Source organism: Verrucomicrobiota bacterium (assembly GCA_038744685.1).
Taxonomy (GTDB): Bacteria; Verrucomicrobiota; Verrucomicrobiia; order Opitutales; family Puniceicoccaceae; genus Puniceicoccus.
The window spans coordinates 20788-40870 of record JBCDMB010000015.1 but is presented as its reverse complement, the minus strand read 5'-3'; the positions used below and the strand labels follow the sequence as shown (position 1 = coordinate 40870).

Annotated in this window: 19 protein-coding genes; 6 read left to right on the top strand and 13 right to left on the bottom strand. The window is 52.5% G+C overall.

All coding sequences use genetic code 11. From position 1 onward, the window contains the following. Nucleotides 1-41: 41 nt before the first annotated feature. The 5 genes from AAGJ81_09975 to AAGJ81_09955 all read right to left on the bottom strand — a co-directional run bounded on the left by AAGJ81_09975 (nt 42) and on the right by AAGJ81_09955 (nt 6063). Nucleotides 42-1112 (bottom strand): aldose epimerase family protein, encoded by a 1071-nt coding sequence (locus AAGJ81_09975; GenBank protein ID MEM0966463.1) that lies wholly within the window; start codon nt 1110-1112, stop codon nt 42-44. Between the two features lies 1 nt (nt 1113). Then, the gene (gene cydB, locus AAGJ81_09970; GenBank protein MEM0966462.1) at nt 1114-2142 is read right to left on the bottom strand and encodes a cytochrome d ubiquinol oxidase subunit II; all 1029 of its coding nucleotides are present in this window, start codon (nt 2140-2142) and stop codon (nt 1114-1116) included. Beyond that, on the bottom strand, nt 2139-3770 hold the full coding sequence (locus AAGJ81_09965; protein MEM0966461.1) for a cytochrome ubiquinol oxidase subunit I: 1632 nt from the start codon (nt 3768-3770) through the stop codon (nt 2139-2141). The genes cydB and AAGJ81_09965 overlap by 4 nt, the downstream gene beginning before the upstream one ends. 342 nt (nt 3771-4112) lie before the next feature. After that, complete coding sequence (locus tag AAGJ81_09960) at nt 4113-5411, bottom strand: chloride channel protein (GenBank protein ID MEM0966460.1); 1299 nt, start codon at nt 5409-5411, stop codon at nt 4113-4115. Between the two features lie 85 nt (nt 5412-5496). After that, nucleotides 5497-6063: an RsmD family RNA methyltransferase gene (locus AAGJ81_09955; GenBank protein MEM0966459.1), complete on the bottom strand. Its 567-nt coding sequence runs from the start codon at nt 6061-6063 to the stop codon at nt 5497-5499. A gap of 133 nt (nt 6064-6196) precedes the next feature. Here AAGJ81_09955 and AAGJ81_09950 point away from each other — a divergent pair, with 133 nt between their 5' ends. After that, nucleotides 6197-7144 (top strand): rhodanese-like domain-containing protein, encoded by a 948-nt coding sequence (locus AAGJ81_09950; GenBank protein MEM0966458.1) that lies wholly within the window; start codon nt 6197-6199, stop codon nt 7142-7144. Between the two features lie 4 nt (nt 7145-7148). On the opposite strand, the gene ribF is transcribed toward AAGJ81_09950, so the two are convergent. Beyond that, nucleotides 7149-8117 (bottom strand): riboflavin biosynthesis protein RibF, encoded by a 969-nt coding sequence (ribF, locus tag AAGJ81_09945; protein MEM0966457.1) that lies wholly within the window; start codon nt 8115-8117, stop codon nt 7149-7151. A gap of 154 nt (nt 8118-8271) precedes the next feature. Here ribF and efp point away from each other — a divergent pair, with 154 nt between their 5' ends. Further along, entirely contained in the window at nt 8272-8829 is a 558-nt protein-coding gene (gene efp / locus AAGJ81_09940; protein ID MEM0966456.1) for an elongation factor P, read from the top strand. Nucleotides 8830-8833: 4 nt separating this feature from the next. Beyond that, nucleotides 8834-9280 (top strand): hypothetical protein, encoded by a 447-nt coding sequence (locus AAGJ81_09935; GenBank protein MEM0966455.1) that lies wholly within the window; start codon nt 8834-8836, stop codon nt 9278-9280. 38 nt (nt 9281-9318) lie between these two features. Here AAGJ81_09935 and AAGJ81_09930 read toward each other — a convergent pair whose 3' ends face one another. Next, nucleotides 9319-10836, bottom strand: a complete 1518-nt coding sequence (locus AAGJ81_09930; protein ID MEM0966454.1) for a transglutaminase family protein — start codon at nt 10834-10836, stop codon at nt 9319-9321. A gap of 77 nt (nt 10837-10913) precedes the next feature. Between AAGJ81_09930 and polX the strand changes: the two genes are divergently transcribed. Further along, nucleotides 10914-12638 carry a DNA polymerase/3'-5' exonuclease PolX gene (polX, locus tag AAGJ81_09925; GenBank protein MEM0966453.1) on the top strand — a complete coding sequence of 575 codons (1725 nt, stop codon included), beginning with the start codon at nt 10914-10916 and terminating at the stop codon, nt 12636-12638. Between the two features lie 67 nt (nt 12639-12705). Here polX and AAGJ81_09920 read toward each other — a convergent pair whose 3' ends face one another. The 4 genes from AAGJ81_09920 to AAGJ81_09905 all read right to left on the bottom strand — a co-directional run bounded on the left by AAGJ81_09920 (nt 12706) and on the right by AAGJ81_09905 (nt 15722). After that, on the bottom strand, nt 12706-13743 hold the full coding sequence (locus AAGJ81_09920) for an inositol monophosphatase (GenBank protein ID MEM0966452.1): 1038 nt from the start codon (nt 13741-13743) through the stop codon (nt 12706-12708). Further along, nucleotides 13740-14510 carry a type III pantothenate kinase gene (locus AAGJ81_09915; GenBank protein MEM0966451.1) on the bottom strand — a complete coding sequence of 257 codons (771 nt, stop codon included), beginning with the start codon at nt 14508-14510 and terminating at the stop codon, nt 13740-13742. The genes AAGJ81_09920 and AAGJ81_09915 overlap by 4 nt, the downstream gene beginning before the upstream one ends. A gap of 32 nt (nt 14511-14542) precedes the next feature. Next, nucleotides 14543-15145: a bifunctional phosphoserine phosphatase/homoserine phosphotransferase ThrH gene (gene thrH / locus AAGJ81_09910; GenBank protein MEM0966450.1), complete on the bottom strand. Its 603-nt coding sequence runs from the start codon at nt 15143-15145 to the stop codon at nt 14543-14545. A gap of 169 nt (nt 15146-15314) precedes the next feature. After that, a complete protein-coding gene (locus tag AAGJ81_09905; GenBank protein ID MEM0966449.1) occupies nt 15315-15722 on the bottom strand; it encodes a rhodanese-like domain-containing protein in 408 nt (135 codons plus the stop codon). A gap of 34 nt (nt 15723-15756) precedes the next feature. On the opposite strand from AAGJ81_09905, the gene AAGJ81_09900 reads away from it, so the two are divergent. Both AAGJ81_09900 and AAGJ81_09895 read left to right on the top strand, forming a co-directional pair. Next, complete coding sequence (locus tag AAGJ81_09900; GenBank protein MEM0966448.1) at nt 15757-16254, top strand: tetratricopeptide repeat protein; 498 nt, start codon at nt 15757-15759, stop codon at nt 16252-16254. Nucleotides 16255-16345: 91 nt separating this feature from the next. Continuing rightward, entirely contained in the window at nt 16346-16864 is a 519-nt protein-coding gene (locus AAGJ81_09895; GenBank protein MEM0966447.1) for a hypothetical protein, read from the top strand. 14 nt (nt 16865-16878) lie between these two features. Here AAGJ81_09895 and AAGJ81_09890 read toward each other — a convergent pair whose 3' ends face one another. Together AAGJ81_09890 and AAGJ81_09885 are read right to left on the bottom strand one after the other, a co-directional pair. Next, a complete protein-coding gene (locus AAGJ81_09890) occupies nt 16879-17940 on the bottom strand; it encodes an L-dopachrome tautomerase-related protein (GenBank protein MEM0966446.1) in 1062 nt (353 codons plus the stop codon). A 45-nt stretch (nt 17941-17985) separates the two neighbouring features. Next, complete coding sequence (locus AAGJ81_09885) at nt 17986-20082, bottom strand: hypothetical protein (protein ID MEM0966445.1); 2097 nt, start codon at nt 20080-20082, stop codon at nt 17986-17988. Nucleotide 20083: the final 1 nt, after the last annotated feature.

Sequence of the window (20083 nt, the reverse complement as noted above, 5' to 3'; positions counted from 1 at the left end):
TCCACCAAGGAGACCTGAGCGAACGCGGAAGTGGTCTTGGTTCAATTCTCCACGCCAAATCGATATACCGTAAAGCTGCGAAACGTGTCTCCCGGCTTTAATACCGTCGAGGGAAAGTGAGGCTCGTTTGGACTGTTTGCGAGATGCTGGGTTTCGAGGCAGAGTGCTTGGTGGTTTCTGGGTTTCTCTCCGTTTTTTCCGGGTAGCGTGGTATCACCGAGAGTATTTGCGGTGTAGAGTTGCACTGCAGGTTCACTAGTCAAAACCTCCATGGTTCGCCCACTGCCGGGATGAACCACGCGGCAGTCCCAGTCCCGGTCATGGCTACGCTGACCGAAAAGGAAAGAGTGGTCGAATCCGCCGACCCGCAGGATCTGCGGATGATCGCTAGCGAGCCTCTCACCGACAGGCACAGATTTCCGAAGGTCAAAATCAGTTCCGTCAACAGCAAGGATCTCTCCTGTTGGTATATCGTCTTCGTCGGTGGGCACGAAGAACGGCGCACGTATGCAGACTTCGTGATCTTTGATCGAATGACTCTCCGGCCCTCCCAAATTGAAGTAACTGTGGTTGGTCAGGTTGATCACTGTTGTCCGGTCTGATTGGGCGGTATATTCAATTCGCAATTCGTTTCCGGAGGTGAGGCGATAGCTCACCATGGTTTCCAGTTTTCCCGGGAACCCTTCTTCGCCGTCAGGACTAGTGTACGACAATTGGACCAGGGAATCTGCACCATCGTTCATCGTAGCTGCCGACCAGAGTTTCTTGTCAAATCCCTTGAACCCTCCGTGGAGGCAATACTTATTGAACTTATTTTTCGGAAGATGGTAAGTGTGCCCATCGAGGGCGAACTCGGCGTCGCGAATTCGATTGGCGTATCTTCCGGTTATGGCTCCATAGTGGGGATGATGGTCAAGATACCCGGCGAGATCGGGTTCTCCGAGGACTACATCAGCGGGGTTCCCACTGGTGTCCGGAGTATGAATTTCCTGAACAATCCCACCGTAGTTGATGAGACGCACAACCATCCCATTGGAGTTACTCAAGGTAAAGCGGGAGACCTCCCGGCCGTCGGGTAGGTTTCCAAATGATTCAATTTCAATGGGAGGCATGCTAGTAGCTTTCTTCAGTGATTTTTACTTTGCCGCGGAAGATATAATACACCGAAACCGTGTAAGTTAAAACAATTGGAACTCCGACAAGCGCTACGATCATCATGAAGTTCAGGGTATTCTCGGTAGAGGATCCGTTGTAAATCGTGAGGGAATTTTTGATGTTTGGAGTCGAAAAAACCATTGTCGGGTAGATGGTAGCCGCGAGGAGAGTCATTAGCGCAATCATCGATCCACATGAGCTGACGAAGGCGATATTCTCGCGTCCATGGTACACCTCTCGTGGGATATTGAATGCAAGCAACAAGGCCAGAGCGAAGAGAACAAAGAGAATGGCTGGTCGCTCATCGAAGGCCTTGGCGACATGTTCGGAGACGAATGGGGTGCTCAGACCCACTATCAGGAACAGAACCATGTAAATCGGTATGGTTATCTTTATCCACCGCTTGAGCTTTGCCTGAAGCTCTCCCTCTGTCTTCAGGATCAGGTAAATGTTACCATGCATCGCAAAAAGTGCCACTGTGGTGAAGCCGAGCAACAAGGCATAAGGGTGGAGTAGGGTAAGAAGGTTTCCTGTGAATTCATGATGAACATCCAGCGGAATCCCCCAGACCACATTCCCCATTGCCACTCCGATCAGAAAGGACGACAGCACACTGCCAACGGCAAACGCTTTGTCCCAGCTCCTCCTCCATAGAAGTTGTGGCTGCTTGCTTCTCAGCTCGATAGCCACAGCCCGAAAAATGAGGGCGAAGAGCAGGAACATAAAAGCGTCGTAGAATCCAGAGAAAACCGTGGCGTAGACCTCAGGAAAGGCTGCAAAAAGGGCCCCGCCCCCCGTAACGAGCCACACTTCGTTTCCATCCCAGACCGGGCCGATTGAATTGAGCAGTATCCGCCGCTCTTCGTCAGTTTTCGTAAACAAGTGGAGGGCTCCTACGCCGAGGTCGAATCCGTCCAGCATGGCGTATCCGGTAAAAAGGATACCAACAAGAACAAACCAAAAGGTAGGAAGATCGAAGGCGATCATTTGGACAATCCTCTGGTTTTTTCGCTGAGCACCTCGATCGAACGCCACTTTTCCGGGATCTGCTCGCCGGAGATGTCGTCACTGGGGCCGTGGTGAATCTTGGTGTGCAGGGTGTACAAGAAGACGAGAAAGAGGAGCGCGTAGATCAGGCCAAACAAGATGAGTGAAGTGAGAACCTGTTCAGCCCGAACTGCTTTCGAAAGGCCCTCGCTGGTCTTTAAAATTTCGTAAACGATCCACGGCTGTCGCCCCATTTCGGCTGTGTACCAACCGGCTTGACCAGCCAACTGCGGAAGAAAGACAGAGAAAACGCAAATGATTAGGTACCAACGGGTAAATCGGTTGTCGGTCGTCCACAAGCGACCCGTCTTCCAGAACCAAAGTCCTGCCCACGCGATGAAAAATAGCGCGATTCCACAGGCGATCATTATGTGGTAGGTTTGAAATATGACCGGAACGTTTGGCCAATAGTTGGGACGGATGGTTTTCAGTTCTTCAGGAGTGGCATTGGGGTGCCGGCTAAGAAGAAATTCGTCGCTAGGCAGTTCCTCCAACCCTTTTACGATGGTCTGGCTTGCTTTGATTGGATGAAGAAAGTCTCCGGATACCAGAATACTCAGTAGGTAGGGAATTTTCAGAGAAGTTTCCCGGATGCCGATTCGATTTCCCTCTTCGTCTTTCTCCCAGGAAACCCAGCCTATTATTCCAAGGGGAGCATCGGCGGTGGTTTGAGCTAGGCCCTCGATCGCAGCGAGCTTGGTTGGCTGGTTTTCGGCTACACCGCGGGCGGTTGAATCTGCACTCCAGAATTGGAGGACAGTGGTGATTGCTGCAACAATGAGCGCAATTTTCATGCTCATTTTGGCAAACGGAATATGGCGATTCTTGAGGAGGTAGAACGCACTGACGCTGATCACCAAAAAAGTTCCAACTAGCCAGCAAGCGAGCACGGTATGGACCAGTCGATCCATTGATGAAGGACTGAAGAGCATCTCCCAAAAGTCGGTAATCACCGCGCGCACGCTATCGAGGTCTTCGGCTTGGAGAACGTAGTCTTTCGGCAGTGGTACTTCTTCAAAGGTATACGAGCCCTCTGCGAGATCTGCGGTAAGTGGGTGCTGTGTGCCTTCCTCATCGACTTTGAAGCGTTTTGCAAGGTGGTATCCTGCGGGAGTCTGCATCCATGAATTGGCCACGAGAATCCAGATCGCGCTAAAGTGGGAACCCAGAGCGACCATGCAGGTCGAGAAAAAGTGGAGGCGTGGCCCTACCTTGTCCCAGCCAAAGAGAAGGATTGCGAGGAAGCCGGACTCGAGAAAAAATGCGTAAATGCCCTCAATCGCGAGCGGAGAGCCAAAGACGTCTCCGACGAAACGGGAGTAGGTCGCCCAATTGGTTCCGAATTCGAACTCCATCACGATGCCTGAGGCAACGCCAATCGCGAAGATCAGCCCAAAGATGCGGGTCCAGAACCTCCCCATGTTGTGGTAGAGAGGGTTACGGGTCTTTAGCCAAAGCCCCGAGATAATCACCAAAATCAGACCTAGGCCGATGGTCATCGGCGGGAATAGGTAGTGAAACGAGATCGTAAATGCGAATTGGATCCGCGAAAGGATTTCGATGTCCACTATTACTAGAAGATTAGCTCACCGTGCCATGAGAGGGACAATGATTCCCACTCCGTATAGGATACTCACTAGGAAAATAATAAATCCAATCCTGCGGGTAAAGGTCTCTGGGTTGCGTTCATTCCACTCGGTTCTGCGATAAATTCTCTTAAAAAGTCCCTCGAAGTTCGGATGGGATGCAGGCCGCAGAAGTGAATGTAAACCGATCACAAAGCCAGCGACGAACGGAATTAGGAGGACTATTTCGAGAAGTACCACGCTAGGTAGGATCGGTGCCCAATGAGTAAGGATGTGGACGATTGAAGGCAAGGCTAAGTGTGCAGGAATTGAGCCAAGCGGTGGTCATAATTTCTTCCTTTGGATAAAATTTTCGGCAAGCGCTTCGTAGAGGGCATTCTTGCAAATCAACTTCGAGACTGCGTAGGCGGTGATAGCAGCTCCGGCTAGGGGAAGTGAAAACAGAAGGACACCCGTCATTTCCAGGAGAATAATGAAGGAGGTCATCGGACTCTGCACCACTCCGGCGAAGTAGGCAGCCATGAAAAGGAGGACGATGGCCTGAAGTTCAAGGCCAGTCCATGCAAACAGAGAATGCGTAGCCAAACCGAGGCCGGCACCTATTGAAAAGGACGGATCGAAAAGCCCACCGGGGATAGCGGTAAGGAGAACAAGGAAAGAGGCAGAAGCCCTGTAGGCTGGATAGAGAGGGGTGATTCCTTCACGGATCTTTAGTAGTTCGCTCTGCGCTTCTTCGGATAGCGTATCGAAATAGGCTGGACTTCCCTCCAGCAGCAGTGCACGGGCCTGTGCATATCCACTCCCATAGCTCTGCCCGTCTGAAACAATGCCGATAACCGCTATCATTGCTCCAATCACCAATGCGGTGACTACTTTTCTTTTTTTGATCATCCTCGAGACGAATGGCATGAGAATGAGGAGTAACTTGGAAAACAGGCCGCCCAGTGCGCCTCCCACCAGACCAATCAAGAGGACAGCTATCCACGGTTTCCAGCCAGCGAGAAGGAGCGGGTTCGTGCCTTCTTGGAGCCTTCCGTAGAAGTAGTCATTGCCCACACCGATCACGCAGATTACGCAGGCGATCACGACCGTCCGAACGATCACGGCCATGTTGCGCTTGTCAAAGGAACGCCCGATCTCCTCCATTGCGAAGACGATTCCAGCGACAGGTGCGTTGAACGCTGCGGCAATTCCGGCGGCCCCGCCGGCGAGGATCAGTCCTCGGTCTGCCAGATGTTGGGGCACTCCACGGAGACGGGAAAGGGTATGCATACAGCACGCTCCGAGCTGAACCGACGGTCCCTCCCGTCCGATCGAAAGAAAGGAGAGGAGTCCCATTGACGTGAGGAGAATCTTCCCCCCCGCTACCTTGAGAGAGAGTAAGCGATCCCTTTCCTCACCGGGTCCGAGTTTGAGCGCGGCGATGGTCTGTGGAATTCCTGTTCCATCGGTTCCTAGAAAGTATTTGTCCCTTAGCCAAAGGATCAGGAGCAGCATCGCGGGAATGACCAATGGCGGAATCCACGGATAATTCTCGTGAATGTACAGCAAGGGTGTATCCGCCGATTTTTCGATGAGGCTAAACACCAAAGCGCCAATGCCCGCACCAATCGCACCCGCCACAGTGAGGAAAAGTGCCCCGGATCGGGTAAGGTGCGACGGGTTCTCTGTAAGGCGAGCGTTCAGCGTTTGCTTTCCTGCTGAGATTTTAATCGTTGCACCGTTTCAATACCCGAAGAGATGGTCCGGATTTTTCATTACCGAATCTGCGGACTTCCGTCCACTCTTGAATGGGAAGCGGGAGATCTCCCCTACACTCAAGCAGAAACGTTCCCGATGGAAAGAGGTAGTTGTCCGCAAAAGCCATTAGATCGGTTAGCAGGTCCTCGGCTAAATTGTAGGGAGGGTCTGCAAAAATGAAGTCAAACTGCCGATTACTAGGAATACCATGGCGACGGAAGTCACGGACGATCACGTGCTCGGCCGATTGCGGACTCCCCATCGATTTTCGAACAGCCTGACGGTTGGATTCCAGAATGCCAGCTACCCGCCGGGAGGACTCTACCCAAGTGACCGCGCTTGCACCGCGGCTCAATGCCTCAAGGCCATAGGCTCCGGTGCCAGCAAAGAGGTCGAGCACCTTTGAGCCGATCACACCAGATCCGATATTGGAGAACACGGCTTCCCGCATGCGGTCGGTCGCAGGTCGGACCTCGGGACCTTTTCTGGGTGTTTGGAGTCGAACTCCCGCTGCTTTTCCTCCAGTGATTCTCATGCTAAAGGGCTGAGTGTAGCCGAACTTTTGATGGTCTTTCGACGCTTGTTGTTGTGGCAAACGTTTTTGAACCATCCTGCACAGAGTGTTGATTTTTTCTGCATTCTAGCCCATAGACTTCCGGTTTTTCACAATGAAGACGCATACATTCCTTAAATTGGTCATTCTAGCATTCCTTCCGATGACGGCTGCAGTTGCAGCTTCCGCAGACGAAGGGAACTCGGCTGGAGGCTGGAAGACCTATGTGACCGCTTCTCAGGTGGCCGAGCTGCTTGAAAAGCCGAATACTTTGGCGATCGATGTTCGGAGCGCCGACGAATACGCGGCGGGACACATTCCCGGTGCGATCAATTTGCCTGGATCGCGGTGGCGCACTCCGAAGGCAAAACCCGGCAAGGGAGAGAGCCAGTACATCTTCCGAGATTCAGACGAGAAGCCGGATGTTCAAAAGTATGAATCATTCCTCAGTCAGGCAGGGGTGAAAAATTCTCACGACATCATTGTTTACGGGAACCACGCAGGCAAAACAGATGGTTCGGTTCCAGCGATGATCCTCGAATGGTTGGGACATGAGAATATCGCGTTTTTGAACGGAATCGGAGTCGATCAATGGACTGGTGCTGGTTTCAACCTTACAGATCAGCCGCGGACTCTGGAACCCTCCTCCTATGTTGCTTCTCCAATTCCCGGCTACATTTGGAACCTGGGTCAAGTGCTGGGTTCGCTCGATGATCCGAACGTTGTCTTTGTAGACACTCGAACAGAGGCGGAATACGTCGGTGAGAATAAACGCGACAATGCTCGAGGGGGCCATATTCCGGGAGCGATTCGTTTCGACTACGTAGACGGACTTGATCCTGACACGATGGAGGTCCTTCCGGCGGAGGTTATTCAGGCTGAGCTGGACGAACGGGGAATTACCCGGGATCAGACGATCGTTCTCTACTGCCAGACTTCAACGCGGGTTAGCCTTCACGCACTTGCCTTGAAGGACCTTGGTTACGACAACGTGGTCGTCTACGACGCGAGTTGGTTCGAGTATGGCAATCGGGACGATACTCCGATCAGCGGGATCGAGTAGTGGTTCAAGTCGTATTACAGAGGGACGGATTTTGAGCGATTTGCGCCAGCGCAAGCTCTCGGTCGCGGCCAATTGCATCCTTTAGTTCTTCCACCCCTGAGAACTTTCTCTCGGGCCTGAGAAGTCGTATCCATTCGACGAGCAAGGTGTCTCCATAACTTGCGGGGCAGTCTTCCAGAGAATGAACTTCGAGAAGCGGTAAATCTCTTTCTTCGACGGTTGGGCGTCGCCCAAAGTTAGCGACGGCCGGTCGAAGGACGCTCGGTTGGGGAGCGAGAACGCGGTACCGGACAAGGTATACACCCAAAGTGGGAATCAGTTCGTGTTCGACTGGCATGTTGAGGGTTGGAAACCCAAGAGTACGACCGAGTTGTTTTCCTTTTTGAACCTCTCCGATAGAATGGTAGGGTCTGCCGAGAAGGGCATTCACTTCTTCGATAGGTCGATCGGCTAAATAGGACCTTATCCGGGTGCTGCTGATGGGTTCGCCGTCCAGTTGAACCCTTTCGCAACTGTAAACGGAAATGCCGTGGCTGCGGAGGCTTTCCACGAGAACCTTTGGTGAACCCGATCGTCCTTTGCCGAAGCGAAAATTCTCGCCCACCGAAACACTACTCAGGGAAGGAACGATGCCGCGCAACCAACCAACGAATTCCTTGGCGGTGAGTTTTGAGAACTTGTGGTCAAAAGTCTGTATGAGGGCGAGGTCGACACCAATCTCTCGTAGGAGTTCTTCCTTGACCCGCGCGGGATAGATTTGAGGAGTAGGATTTTCGGGTCGAAAGAGGTGGCTCGGATGGGGATCAAAGGTAAGAATTCCCGAAAGACCGCCATCGAGTTCGGCAGATCGGATAGCGGAGTAGATTACCGATTGGTGCCCAAGGTGAATCCCATCGAACATTCCAATGGCGAGATGGATAGGTCGCTTGATGGCTGCAAGGGTAGAAAAAGACTCCGGGTGATAGGAATTCATCCAGGGTAGGACATTTTTGGGTAAATGAGGATCAAAAGGTCTAAGTTAAGGAAATGACAGTAGTCGAAATGAAGCACTCGTCCAGATCACACTAAGGTAGTCTTGTGACTTCCCCCTTGTCACCGACCGCTGCAACAGTTTCCTTGGGTCGCTTATGGCTTCACCTACCGATATTCGCAAAGGACGGGTAATTGATTACCAGAACGCGCCCCATCTCGTGCTGGAAATGCTCCACCGCACTCAGGGGCGGCAGGCTGGATTTGTTCAGACTACGCTTCGCAATTTGAATACGGGGTCGACGACAACTACGAAGTTCCGGTCAACGGATTCCGTGGAGTTCCTCCACACCGAGAATCAGAGACTTGAATTTAGCTACGAGGATCAGGAGGGGTATCACTTCCTGCATCCTGAGACTTTTGAGGACACGGTGCTGCCGCAAGAAATGGTAGAAGATAAGAAGTCATACCTGGCCGAGAATCAGGAATACGACATTTTACATGTGGATGGTCGTCCGGTTCAGATTCAGCTCCCTTCATCGGTTGAGATGGAAGTCGCTGAAGCTCCGGAAGGTCTTCGTGGGGATACGGCAAGTGCGGCGCAAAAGCCAGCGGTCACGACGACCAATCTCACCGTGCAGGTGCCGCTATTTATTAAAGTGGGAGACCGCATCAAGGTGAGCACTGACAATGGATCGTACCTAGGGAGGGTGTAGTCTGATGCCAGGTCGAAAAGTAGATTTGGAGCTCCTAAAAAGGGTTTTGGAAAGAAACGAGCTCGATGTGCGAACAGTAGCCCAGATCATGGAGGATATCGGCAAGGAGCTGGAGAGGGAGGATGAGCCTAAGGCGCCCTTGGTGAAGAAGGAGTTCGCGTTACTCGTTTCGGATCCTGAAGGGAAGTTGGAGGGGCTGGACCTCACGGGTTGGGCCGTTCAGTTGCCAGAAGGCGAGAGCCCTCACTTGATAAAGGACCGAATTGTTCGTGCAGCATATGAATTTAACGCTACCCCGAAAGGTCGGCGCATGCCGGTCCAAACGATTGGGGAAGCCTGCGAAGCGGTGACTGCCCGACATTTCAAGGAACAGGGGGTTTGGATTAAGAACAAGGAACCGGTTCTCGTCGTAAGGACAGATAATACCATCCCCACGGAGACAACGGAGTAGATTTTTTTCTTAGGGGCACTAAGGGAGCTCTCGGAAAGCTATCCGCTTTCCTCCACCACCGGCTCTCCATCAATGGCGAGAACGGAAAGGTTGATACGGTCGAAGTATTGGTAAATCGCAAAGAAATCTTCGGCGAGCGACATTTCGGAAAGGTCCGTCACAGAGAGCAGGATTCGGATCGGCTCGGTGCGGGCTGCGCTAAAGGCGGCGTCGATATCGAGCCATTCCTCACCATTCCACACTTGGGTCCACATATGGTAGCCCATCTGCGGAGACCAGGTAATCTCTCCCGTGTAAACAAGACCTGAAGCTCCTCTTGCAGGGATTCCGGCGGCGCGACAAAGCGCGGTAAGGAGAAGAGCATGTTCCGTACAGTCACCTTCCTGAAGGGCCAGAGCCTGCGAGGCCGAACCGAAGCCGAGATCCAGCGATTTGATCGATATATTCTCATCTGCGATTTCTACCAACCTTTCCACCTTTTCAGCGAAGGGGAGAGAATCCAGATTCTCCTCTGCAAGAAGCTCGAGAATCGCCGGATCTTCAAAATCCACCATTTTAGACGCCTCAAGGTATACCGGATCCACTGGGGTTACCCCTTCACTGGGATCGGGCAACTGCCCTTCGACGACGTGAATTTCGTAGGCCCCGACACTCTTTTCGGTGACGGTTTGGTTGGCACTTTCTGGAGGAGGAGGAATGGTGCCTGATTCTGCTTCAAGGAGAAAGGTGATCGACTTTGAACCCTGAGGAAGGTGGATCGCCAAATCGATTAATGACTCGGTGAAGATATCCTGATCCGCAAAATCTGCCAGAGCCTGCTCTTTGGTCGATCCGACGATTAGGATATCAATTCCCCCCATTGGCATATTGGCTTTGACAAGGCGTCCGTCTTCACCGATCCAGAGTGAAACGGTAAGAGGGAAAAAACCGATCCGCAGCGTTTGCTCGGCAACAAGGGTTTCCACGGGAGAAGAGTCCTCGTTTAGAATTTCCTTGCCGAGAAACTTTGTAGTCACCGGAAGAGTGCGGTCCAGAACGAGGTCGGGTGAATAGATCTTGTCTTCCCAAATATCCCCTTCGCTTGGAGGCGTGAGCGCCAGTTTGCGGACAAAACTCCAGCTGATGAGATATCCAGGCTCAAGATCGAATGTGTTCTCCCAGGAGCGAAAGCCGTCGTCCGTTTGAACGAAAACACGATTACCTTCGAAGGTGAACTCCTGCTTCTTTGTCAGCGGTCCTTCCCGACTGATAACACTCATGGAGATTGGTGTCCCGTCGATCTTCTCACGGGTTCTCGTTACGCTGGACGACTCGATTTGAGTATCGTCTCGGCCTAGTCGGGTGTAGCTTCGTTCAACGGTTACTACTTCATCCCCTTCTCTGCGGAAAAACGTTCGGATGTAGCCAATCTTTTGCCCGTTGAGGAACATTTCTACCCATTCCTCGCCAAACATGCCTTCCGGAGGATCGTTGACGTCTACGCCATCAATAAACCACTGCCCAAAGGATGGGGAACTGAGGACAAAGAGTGTCGTGAGAATGAGGGTTCTAAGCATTTCTGCGGATTTCAATGGCTTTTGCGAAACCTTGTTGTGGTTTTGCCGAATGGTCTGAAAGCTGGAGGGCAATGTCAATGAATCGGGAAGAGATCGTAGAGGTGCTGGAGGAAATCGCACTACTCCTTCAGATAAAGGGAGAGAATGCCTTCAAAGTGCGCGCCTACGAGAACGGTGCGCGGGCTTTGGAGCGATCAGAAGAAACTTTGGAGACCCTGATTGACGAAAATCGCCTCGGCGATCTTGAAGGAGTGGGAAAGGCGCTGCGCGAGAAGATTGAAACGCTCCATGCTACCGGTGAGTTGGAGTTTTATACAAAATTGAAGGCCGAGGTCCCAGAAGGACTTCGGTCGATGACCAAGATTGCTGGTCTTGGTGGCAAATCCATTCATCGATTGCACGTTGAGTTGGGAGTGGACTCTTTGGATAGCTTGCGTCGTGCTTGCGAATCGGGTGCTGTGGCTGGTCTAAAGGGTTTTGGAGAAAAGAGCGCTACGAAGATTCTCAAAGGTATCGATAACCTTGAGAAATTTGCTGAGCGGCAGTTGCTCCCTGTCGCAGAAGAGACTGCCATGCCGATTCTTGAGGGGTTGCGAAAGTTGGAGTCCGTGGAGCGAGCAGAGATTGCCGGGAGCCTCAGGCGAAGAAAAGAGACGGTAGGAGATCTCGACTTTATAGTGGCTACTGATGATTCCGAAGAAGCGATGGATTGGTTCGTTGGTTTGGACGGGGTTGAGGAAGTCATTGCACATGGAAGAACCAAGTCTAGCATCCGCCTAGCGGGTTTTCAGGCGGATCTTCGGGTCGTTACAAACGCACAATTTCCCGCCGCCCTTCATCATTTTACCGGGTCGAAGGAGCACAACGTCCAGATGCGGAAACGGGCGTTAGAGCGTGGTCTTAGCCTGAGCGAGTGGGGCATTCAGAACAAAGGGGAGGATGGAAACTATCGGACAGTAGCCGAGGAGAAGGACGTTTTTACTGAGTTAGGATTAGCGTGGATTCCCCCTGAACGGAGAGAGACCGGCGAAGAACTGGCGCTCGCGGAATCCGGCAAAAATGCAGACCTTTTGGAACTGGATGATTTACGGGGAGCCTTGCACAACCACACAGTTGCTTCAGACGGGAAGGGGACCTTGGAAGAGATGGCTGCTGCGGCGGCAGGTCTCGGGTGGGAGTATCTCGGGATCGCGGATCATAGCCGCTCGAGTTTTCAGGCGAATGGATTGAGTGAGGATAGGCTTTGGGAACAGATCGCGGAGATTCGAAAATATAATGAAGACAAAGAGCTGGGAATCCATCTATTCGCCGGGACAGAGTGTGACATTTTAAAGGACGGTTCGCTGGATTTTCCCGATGATCTTCTCGAGGCACTCGATTACGTGGTGGTATCCATCCACCAGGGAGGATTCGGGCAGGACGAGGATACAGTGACGAAGAGGATTTTTAAGGCTCTCGAGCATCCTTCTGTTACCCTCTTGGCTCATCCGACGGGTCGCCTTCTTCTTAGACGCGAACCTTACCCAGTTGATTTAAAGAGGGTCGTTGATGCAGCTGCTGCGAACGGAAAATGGCTTGAGATCAATGCGCACCCGATGAGGCTTGATTTGGACTGGCGCGAGTGGGGTCGGGCCCGTGAGAAAGGAGTTCTCGCCTGCATCAACCCGGACGCTCACCGCCCGGACGGATTGGAGTTCCTTCGTTTCGGGGTAGATACTGCGCGAAAGGCGGGTCTTACCGCGGAAGAAGTGGCCAACACTCGGAAGTTGGCGGAAATGAAAACGCTGCTTGGGGTGGGGTAGAATCGGGCGTGCGCCCGATGAATCTGAAATTTCAGATTTCTAAATTGGAGGGACCCGAAGCCCCTACCTACAGGACTTCCTGAAGAGCGGCGACTAAGGCAGGTCTTAATTCTTCTGCGAGTGCTTTGTTGGCATAGCCGACCCAGGCTACCTGGCTTGTAGTGTCCAATGGTGCCTCGATTGGGTTTCCCCAGGGATCTTCAATGACACAATCGGAGGCTGTGGCGACTGGCAGGCAGGCGAGATCATACGGATGACACGTTAGCCCATTGACGGGTCCATGCTTTTCGAAAACGAGAGGACGAAGATCGGCCACAAAGCGATCACGACCAGCGAGTAGTTCGAAAATCTGTCCTCCCGACGAAATATACTGGTCGGAAAAAACGAGAGGAGTAGCGGACGGATATTCTGGCAGATGTCTCCGGAGAAAGGCCTCTTCGATTGCCTGAATCTGTTTTCGGCCCTCGGGAAAATAGGACGCGAAAGTAGCGAATCCATGGCTCAAATCTGTCGCCCGTGAAGGAGTGAGTTTGATTGGGGATGGACTGGCTCCGGGCCTTGGAAAGCGAACAGTTTCTACGACAAATCCGTCGTTTCCGATTTCCCATGCGTACGCTCCATCGGAAGAAACTTGGCGAGAAGTTGGAATTTCCACCATCACACCTGCTTTGAGGTCAGCAAGGGTGGGTTCGGAATCTCCGATTGGAGCTGCTCCAGCTAGCATCCATGCTGATCGTTTGTCATACATGAGACCCCGAGTGCCATCTATTGGATCAATTAATATTTTGATGAGCGGGCGAGGAGAGTTTCGCGGAAAGACTGTTCCTTTTTCATCATCCAGTCCCTCGCCGATAACGATTGCCGGGTAATCACTCGGCCAGAAACTATCGAACCACCCGACGAGTGCTTCTTCGCTAACCCTGTCGATTTGGTAGATCGTGTCAGCAGAAGTCACCTTGTGGATGGTTGATGCTGAATGATCAGGATCCTCTCCACGGTTGCGTTGAATCTGGTCGCGAATCGTCGTTCCGAGATCAAAAAGAAGGTGGGCGACTCTGCGCCAGTCTCCACTGTCGAGAGGGACCTTGCCCGTGGAAGTGGTCACGATGACTGGAGGAGAAAGTCTCCCAGAGTGCGGAGGCCCTCGTGGGCCAGATCCGGAAAATAGGGAAATTGGCCAAGCCATCCCTTGCTAATGAGAGGAAAACTACCGCCCGTGAGGACAACCTGCGGGGCCTTTCCGTCAATCGATTGGATCTCTTCGGAGACTGTCGAAATGAGTTCACGAACCATTCCCGTAAAACCGATTTTGCATCCGATCTCCGTCGCTTCGAGAGTAGACCGGCCTATGCCAGACAGGTTTTGATCGGTAGAGAGATCGATCTTTGGCAACAGTGATATTCTTTCAGATAGGTATTCTGAGAGCATGGAGAGACCGGGAGCAATGCATCCACCCTCAAAGCCGTTCTTTGCGGTAACGGCATCCACAGTGACCGCAGTTCCCATGTCCACTACAACCAGTGGCGGTGCATAGTGGGAGATCGCTCCCAGGGCACTTGCGAATCGATCGGTTCCGACACCTTCGGGATGGGGATGGTGGAGGCGTAGAGGGCCGGTGTTTTCCCAAGTGAGAAACTCACAGCGGAGACCGGAGTCGCTGGCTTGCTGAGAAAGTGGAGTGTTGAGACGAGGAACTACAGAAGAGGCAATGACTGCGTCAGGAGTGAGTCTTTGGTCCTCTGGCGTAAAAAGGTGGGTAAACTCACACTCCTCATCGCGAGAGGACTCTGCACCTCTTGCCACGAGTTTCTTTTTTTCAAAAAACGCCCAGTGAGAGCGGGTGTTACCGATATCGATGGTGAGAAGATTCATCTATCGCTCACTGGTAGAAGCAATCGGTAGTGCTACTGAAGAAGTGGTTCCAGTTTCGCTCGGAGCGTTTTGTGGTCATTCGTGACCGGCCAATCGCTTCTCTCTCTGGCTAGACTCTCCGGTGGGCGAAAGAGAAATGCCTGGTCCGCGGATTCCAGCATACTGACATCGTTGTAGGAGTCACCGGCAGCAAAAATTGTGAATCCCAGGCTACGGAACGCCTCGACCGCTCTCCTTTTTTGGTCTGGTTGCCGGAGCTTATAGTCTGCTATCCAGCCTTCGTCATCGATGACCAGCTCGTGGCAGAATAAGGTCGGGTTTCCGAGTTGATCCATAAGCGGGCCAGCGAACTGTGCGAAAGTGTCGGAAAGAATGATCACCCGCGTTTTTCTCTTGAGCCACTCGATAAACTCCAGGGCTCCTTCCAAAGGTCTCAATTCACCGATAACTTCATGAATAGTGTTCACCTTGATTTGGTTTTGCCGAAGAATCCCTAGCCGATATTTCATCAGCTTGTCGTAATCGGGCTCGTCCCGTGTTGTCCTGCGAAGTGCTTCGATCCCTGTCTTTTCAGCCAGCCCGATCCAGATTTCTGGAACAAGAACTCCTTCCAAATCGAGCGTCACAAGGTGCATGGCGCACTATCGGCTTTGCGGAGGAAGGATGTCAAGCAGGCGGAGGTTGAGAAAAGGTAGAGACTAACGTTTTCGAGTTGGCCGTTTGTCTTTTGAAAGGGTGCGGCACGTTTTGCGAATAGATGATCTGAAAAGGGAGATAGACTTGATTTCCAAATCGATGTGGAGCTCAATACCGCGGAACTGTAGGATCAACCTGAAGCGACCAAGCGTCGATCCCTCCAATCATGGATTGTACCTGAATCAATCCCCTCTCGCGCAAAAAGTCCGTCACATTCAGACTGCGTTTTCCATGGTGACAATAGGCTACAATGGGTTTGTCACGTGGGATGTCTTGCCATCTCTCCGCTAACTGAGTCATGGGGATGTGAAGGTCGGGTGAAAGGTGAGCGATCTCCAGCTCGAAATTCTCGCGTACGTCGAGGAATAGAGGAGGCTCTTCCGACAGTCTTCGAGCTTGGGATTCGGAAACAGAAATCTCCATGGGCAGCTGGTCGTTCATCGGTTTAGAGGCAAGATAGTCTGGTAGAGATCGCAAGCACAGTTTCGTATCGCTTCGCGAAAGGACTGCTCTCATTTGAAAATCTTCTTCTTCAGTGCAGGGTTTCGGCATGCAGAAATTAAGATTCATACTCCTCGCAGTCGCTTTTCTCGGTTTCTCAAGCTCCATGCTCACAGCGGCGTCCTCCAAACCGCGTAAGGTGGAGGAACCGCCAGGAATAAAAGCCTACAACAAAGGAACGGAGTTACTCTTTGAAGAAGAGTTTGAAGAGGCGGAAGTGCAGCTCAGAGAAGCTGTCAAAGAAGACCCCAAACTTGCTGAAGCTTATAACAATTTGGCCTACGTTCTTCGAAAGCAAGGATCAGATCATTTCGAAGAGTCGCTAGAGTTCTACAACAAGGCGATCCAGCTCGAGCCGAAACTGAGCGAAGCCTACATGTACCGCGGTGTGCTGTATGTCCAGATGGGTGACCAGGGGAAAGCCTTGGAGGATCACGCGGTCCTCGAAAGGTTGAAGCCGTCTCTGGCAGAGGAACTCCAGTATGTGATCGAGACGGGTCAGGAGAAAGTGCCAGCGCAGTTTTTTGGAGTCACTCCCGAAGACTGATCAGAGTTTGAAGGCTGGATTTGCCAGCCATTTTCTCCGAACCCGTAGACGCCTCGTTGACGCGGTGAGTGATATCCGCTTTCCTCTCTAGATGCGCACCTTCAAGCTCTGTGGTTTGATTTTTCTAGCGTGTGGTTTGGGCCTTGATGCCAGGCTGGCCTCACGTGAGGAAATCACGGAGCGACTCGAACAGTATCTTGGCTCTTGGACAGGCGAAGTGACGGTCCAAACCATAGATGGTGAGGTGATGCGGAAATTCCCCGTTGCTGCGGAATACTGGAAAGTTGGAGAGTCCATCCGCGCACTGACCGCTTTCGAAGTCGATGGGGAAATGACGTTTGTTGAAGCGAGAAACTACCTGAGAAACGGTCTTCTCTTTGCAGACGTGACCCAGGCGGGCGAGAAGGTCATTTACCGGGGAACTCTCAAGCCGGATCAGATTATTTGGATCCCCTATGATGCAGAGTTGAATACGGAGCGTAGGATGCGTGAGTGGTTTTCTGAAGAAGCCGACGGAACGGAAGTTCTCAACGTCGAAGGTGTAGAGCTTCTGCGCTCGATGAAAGGGATCGTTCCTCTAATCCTGAGAGCTGCTATGAAACGACAATAGGTAGTGAGAAGGCTCTAGTTGTCGGAGATTTCGAGAATGAGGTAGGGCGGTTCGGCCAGCGACTGTCCGTCATTAAAAACTGCCGCCCGATTCAATTGGTTGGCCACCACGACAGCTTTGCCGTCTGGACCGATTGCAATGGCATCGGGCCAGATCAATCGGTCATCGACTGCCCAAGGGTTTGTTCCGCCCCCATCCGCTGCATCGATTCGACTCTCATCCACGTTGGTTATGTAGACTACGCCGTTCTTACCGGCGGCAATACCATCGCTGGAAGGCTTCTCGGCATAGATTTCAATAGAATCCCGGATCACTTCTTCGGGCTGGGAGAAGTCTCCTAGAACCGCTGCTGGGACTCGATACAAGTTTCCCGGTGTCATTGGACCGAAGTAGATCCATTCATTTTCCGGATCGATGGCGATAGGGTTTAGCCCGAGCTTAATCGGGTGGACCGTGCCATCCGTGTCCCGCATTTGCATTTCTTTTCCTTCGGCAATGATGGGAGTTTCGGACGGTTGGAACACTGGGTCCCCGGAGAGAACCCGACGGGTATCACCGGTTTGAAGATCAATAACTACAATCGCCGGTTCACTTGCATCAATCAATCCACCCCGCGACATGTCCGCCAAAAAGGCCTTTTGACGCTTTTCATCGATAGCAAAGTCTTGAAGGAATGAGTTGGGAACCCGAGCTTCCCTCGGAACCGTGTAGACGGCTTTAAGCTGGTCTGTCTCCGAATCCCAACCGACCAGTTTTGGCGAAAGGTCTTCACTGCCCATATCGAGCATCCAGACCGACCCATCCTGAGTGGCCTGAATCCCGATTACAGACCCAAAATCGCGGGACATAGCTTCGCTGGGGTAGGGAACCGCTGCCCCGTTTTCGAGCCGCATCACGGAAAACTCGGGATTATCGAAAGGGTGCATGCTGAAGTAAACCGTTCCGTCGGGCCCAACCGCCGGATTTCCCGGACGTTGCGGAAACTCACCCAAGACTGTGACTACTTGGTTGGTTGGATCCGCATGGGATAGACTCCCGAATAAGGAAGCCACGAACAAGGCAGAGATGGTTTTCATAACGATTTATTGGCGGGTATTTGTTTGGTTGTTACGAGGGAAAAGCTACGGCTTCTCGCCTTCGATTAGTCCTGTCCAAGCGGCTCGGTTATTGAGAACGTCTATTGCCTCTATATGAAGCGTGGCGCCGGGTTGGGCTGCATCCTCAGGTAGACGGAAAGACTCGGTTTGGCTATCAAAGATACCGTCGAGCGGGAGAAGCGCTCGTGATTCAGATCCTTCAAGTCGAAAGCTAACCGCACGAATAACGCTGAAGGCGTCGCGCACCGTGAACTCGAGCGGATTCTCCTTCGTCGGAGGAATGATTTCCGGAGGTTGGTTGTCGATGAGAATCAAATTTCCCCTCGTCTCTGATGTCTTTGCCATTCCGGGTGGATTGCTCATGCGGTCGCTGGCTTCGATCCGCGGTTCGTAGTAGCCAGGTTCAAAACCAGCGACGTTTAGCGAGAAAAACGGTTGATCAAGGTCTTCTGCCAGAAGAAACCAGTTGGGAGCATCCAGTTTGCGAAGGAAAACGCGGTATCGGAGTTCGTCATCATTCGGATCGATAGCTTCCCAGACAATTGAGAGCCACCCGGTTTCCTCATGGACGACAAAAGGCTGTGGTATGGATCCGTTGCCGTTTTTTTCTCCGCTATTACCATTGTCATTGAAAAGTTGGGGGAGTGTCGCGCGGCCGGGAGGCTGCGGTGGCATCGGGATACTCTCCAGGCGAACGGGCAATCCAGTGACTCTCCGAAATGCAGGGGCTTCATTGGGCAGTTGGTAGAAAGCTTCGATCCTCCGCACAACCGCTCCCGGGTTTTCAAAAGAGGCTCTGAACTGGAAAAAACGTCCTGGAGGACTCGAAATCTTGTTCTCGTCCAGCGCCACCCACTCACTCCAGGATTCGTCAGGTTGCCGCCGATTCCCGGTGCGCGTCTCGAAACGCACTGCGTCTAGATCGACTCCAGCCGCTGTAAGGGCACCCCAACGGACTTTTTGCCCCGCATTAAAAACATCGGCGGTAAAGAGGCCAGTTGCAGTTGGATCGTAGCTGAGCCGATGGATCGCGGCGGGATTGCTGGTGGCTACCCAAGCGGTTTTGTCATCAATTCTCTCGATTGCGGAAACCTCTCCTCCGTTCTCACTTTCCGCCAGAAGGCTCCAGTCAAAACGGTTGTGAAAACGATAAACCCGGCCCCGAGTATCGCTCCCAATCAACATTTCGTCTCCTAGCATGGTTGCGGAAAAAATCTTCTCCGTCGAGCCAGCAAGGAGTAACTCGACGAAACCGTCTGGTCCCACTTCGAAAATACCGGAAGGCAGTCCAAGAGGTGGCTTGGAGTCGGATTGGTTGCCGTTACCTCCATCGCCACTTTCGGAACGAAAGACCGCGATTCGAACACTTCCGTCTTCGGCAGGGAAGATCTTCCGAACCTCCGCTGCGCCCAGTTCGACAAGGGTTTGAACGGTTCCGTCTGCGGATTGTTTCATCAAGTGGCCTCCCGGACCGGTGGCGAAGAAAAGAGAGTCATCCGGACCATAGGCGAAGGCGGAAACGTGTATGGCCTCGGCATCGACTACAATTTCGGGGTCGTCGCTCGGGCTGAAGTCGGCGGGCAGGCGGTAGATGCGTCCCGGTGCTCCGGCACCGATTAATAATGCGCCCTCTTCGTTAGGATCAGCCTCGATTTGCCAGACATAGAGAGACTCCAGATCGATAACGATTTCCGGGAATCCGTTTCCTGGAGCGACTCGATAAATACGCCCTTCAGGTGATGATCCTGCGTAAAGGTAACCATCGCTTGCCACGTGGATTGCCCGGAGGAGAGGTTCGTCCGGGTCGAGGATAAGAGAGATCTCTCCAGAAGAGATTTCGAGCCGATAAACTGCGCCGGGTCCTCCAGTGGAAAAATAAAGGAGGCCTGCGTCCGGGTCTGCAGCCATATCCCAGATTAATGCACCTTCTTCCGGACGGAGACCGGATCCCAATGCGGGTCCCAGTCCGAGGCCTCCATCCCAATGGACCGCGACGCCCTCCAGTTCTCCATCGGAAAGCTCAGGATATCCCTCGAATACTTTGCTGCTGGTCTGAACCCCGAAGAGATGGGAGGTCGTGAAAGTGAGTAAACCAAGGATGGATGGAAAGGATCTCTTCATA

Coding starts and splice junctions, on each gene's coding strand:
- AAGJ81_09975 (MEM0966463.1), bottom strand. CDS start 1,112: ATGCCTCCCATTGAAATTGAATCATTTGGAAACCTACCCGACGGCCGG.
- cydB (MEM0966462.1), bottom strand. CDS start 2,142: ATGATCGCCTTCGATCTTCCTACCTTTTGGTTTGTTCTTGTTGGTATC.
- AAGJ81_09955 (MEM0966459.1), bottom strand. CDS start 6,063: ATGAGAATCACTGGAGGAAAAGCAGCGGGAGTTCGACTCCAAACACCC.
- AAGJ81_09950 (MEM0966458.1), top strand. CDS start 6,197: ATGAAGACGCATACATTCCTTAAATTGGTCATTCTAGCATTCCTTCCG.
- ribF (MEM0966457.1), bottom strand. CDS start 8,117: ATGAATTCCTATCACCCGGAGTCTTTTTCTACCCTTGCAGCCATCAAG.
- efp (MEM0966456.1), top strand. CDS start 8,272: ATGGCTTCACCTACCGATATTCGCAAAGGACGGGTAATTGATTACCAG.
- AAGJ81_09935 (MEM0966455.1), top strand. CDS start 8,834: ATGCCAGGTCGAAAAGTAGATTTGGAGCTCCTAAAAAGGGTTTTGGAA.
- AAGJ81_09930 (MEM0966454.1), bottom strand. CDS start 10,836: ATGCTTAGAACCCTCATTCTCACGACACTCTTTGTCCTCAGTTCCCCA.
- polX (MEM0966453.1), top strand. CDS start 10,914: ATGAATCGGGAAGAGATCGTAGAGGTGCTGGAGGAAATCGCACTACTC.
- AAGJ81_09915 (MEM0966451.1), bottom strand. CDS start 14,510: ATGAATCTTCTCACCATCGATATCGGTAACACCCGCTCTCACTGGGCG.
- thrH (MEM0966450.1), bottom strand. CDS start 15,145: ATGCACCTTGTGACGCTCGATTTGGAAGGAGTTCTTGTTCCAGAAATC.
- AAGJ81_09905 (MEM0966449.1), bottom strand. CDS start 15,722: ATGAGAGCAGTCCTTTCGCGAAGCGATACGAAACTGTGCTTGCGATCT.
- AAGJ81_09900 (MEM0966448.1), top strand. CDS start 15,757: ATGCAGAAATTAAGATTCATACTCCTCGCAGTCGCTTTTCTCGGTTTC.
- AAGJ81_09895 (MEM0966447.1), top strand. CDS start 16,346: ATGCGCACCTTCAAGCTCTGTGGTTTGATTTTTCTAGCGTGTGGTTTG.
- AAGJ81_09890 (MEM0966446.1), bottom strand. CDS start 17,940: ATGAAAACCATCTCTGCCTTGTTCGTGGCTTCCTTATTCGGGAGTCTA.
- AAGJ81_09885 (MEM0966445.1), bottom strand. CDS start 20,082: ATGAAGAGATCCTTTCCATCCATCCTTGGTTTACTCACTTTCACGACC.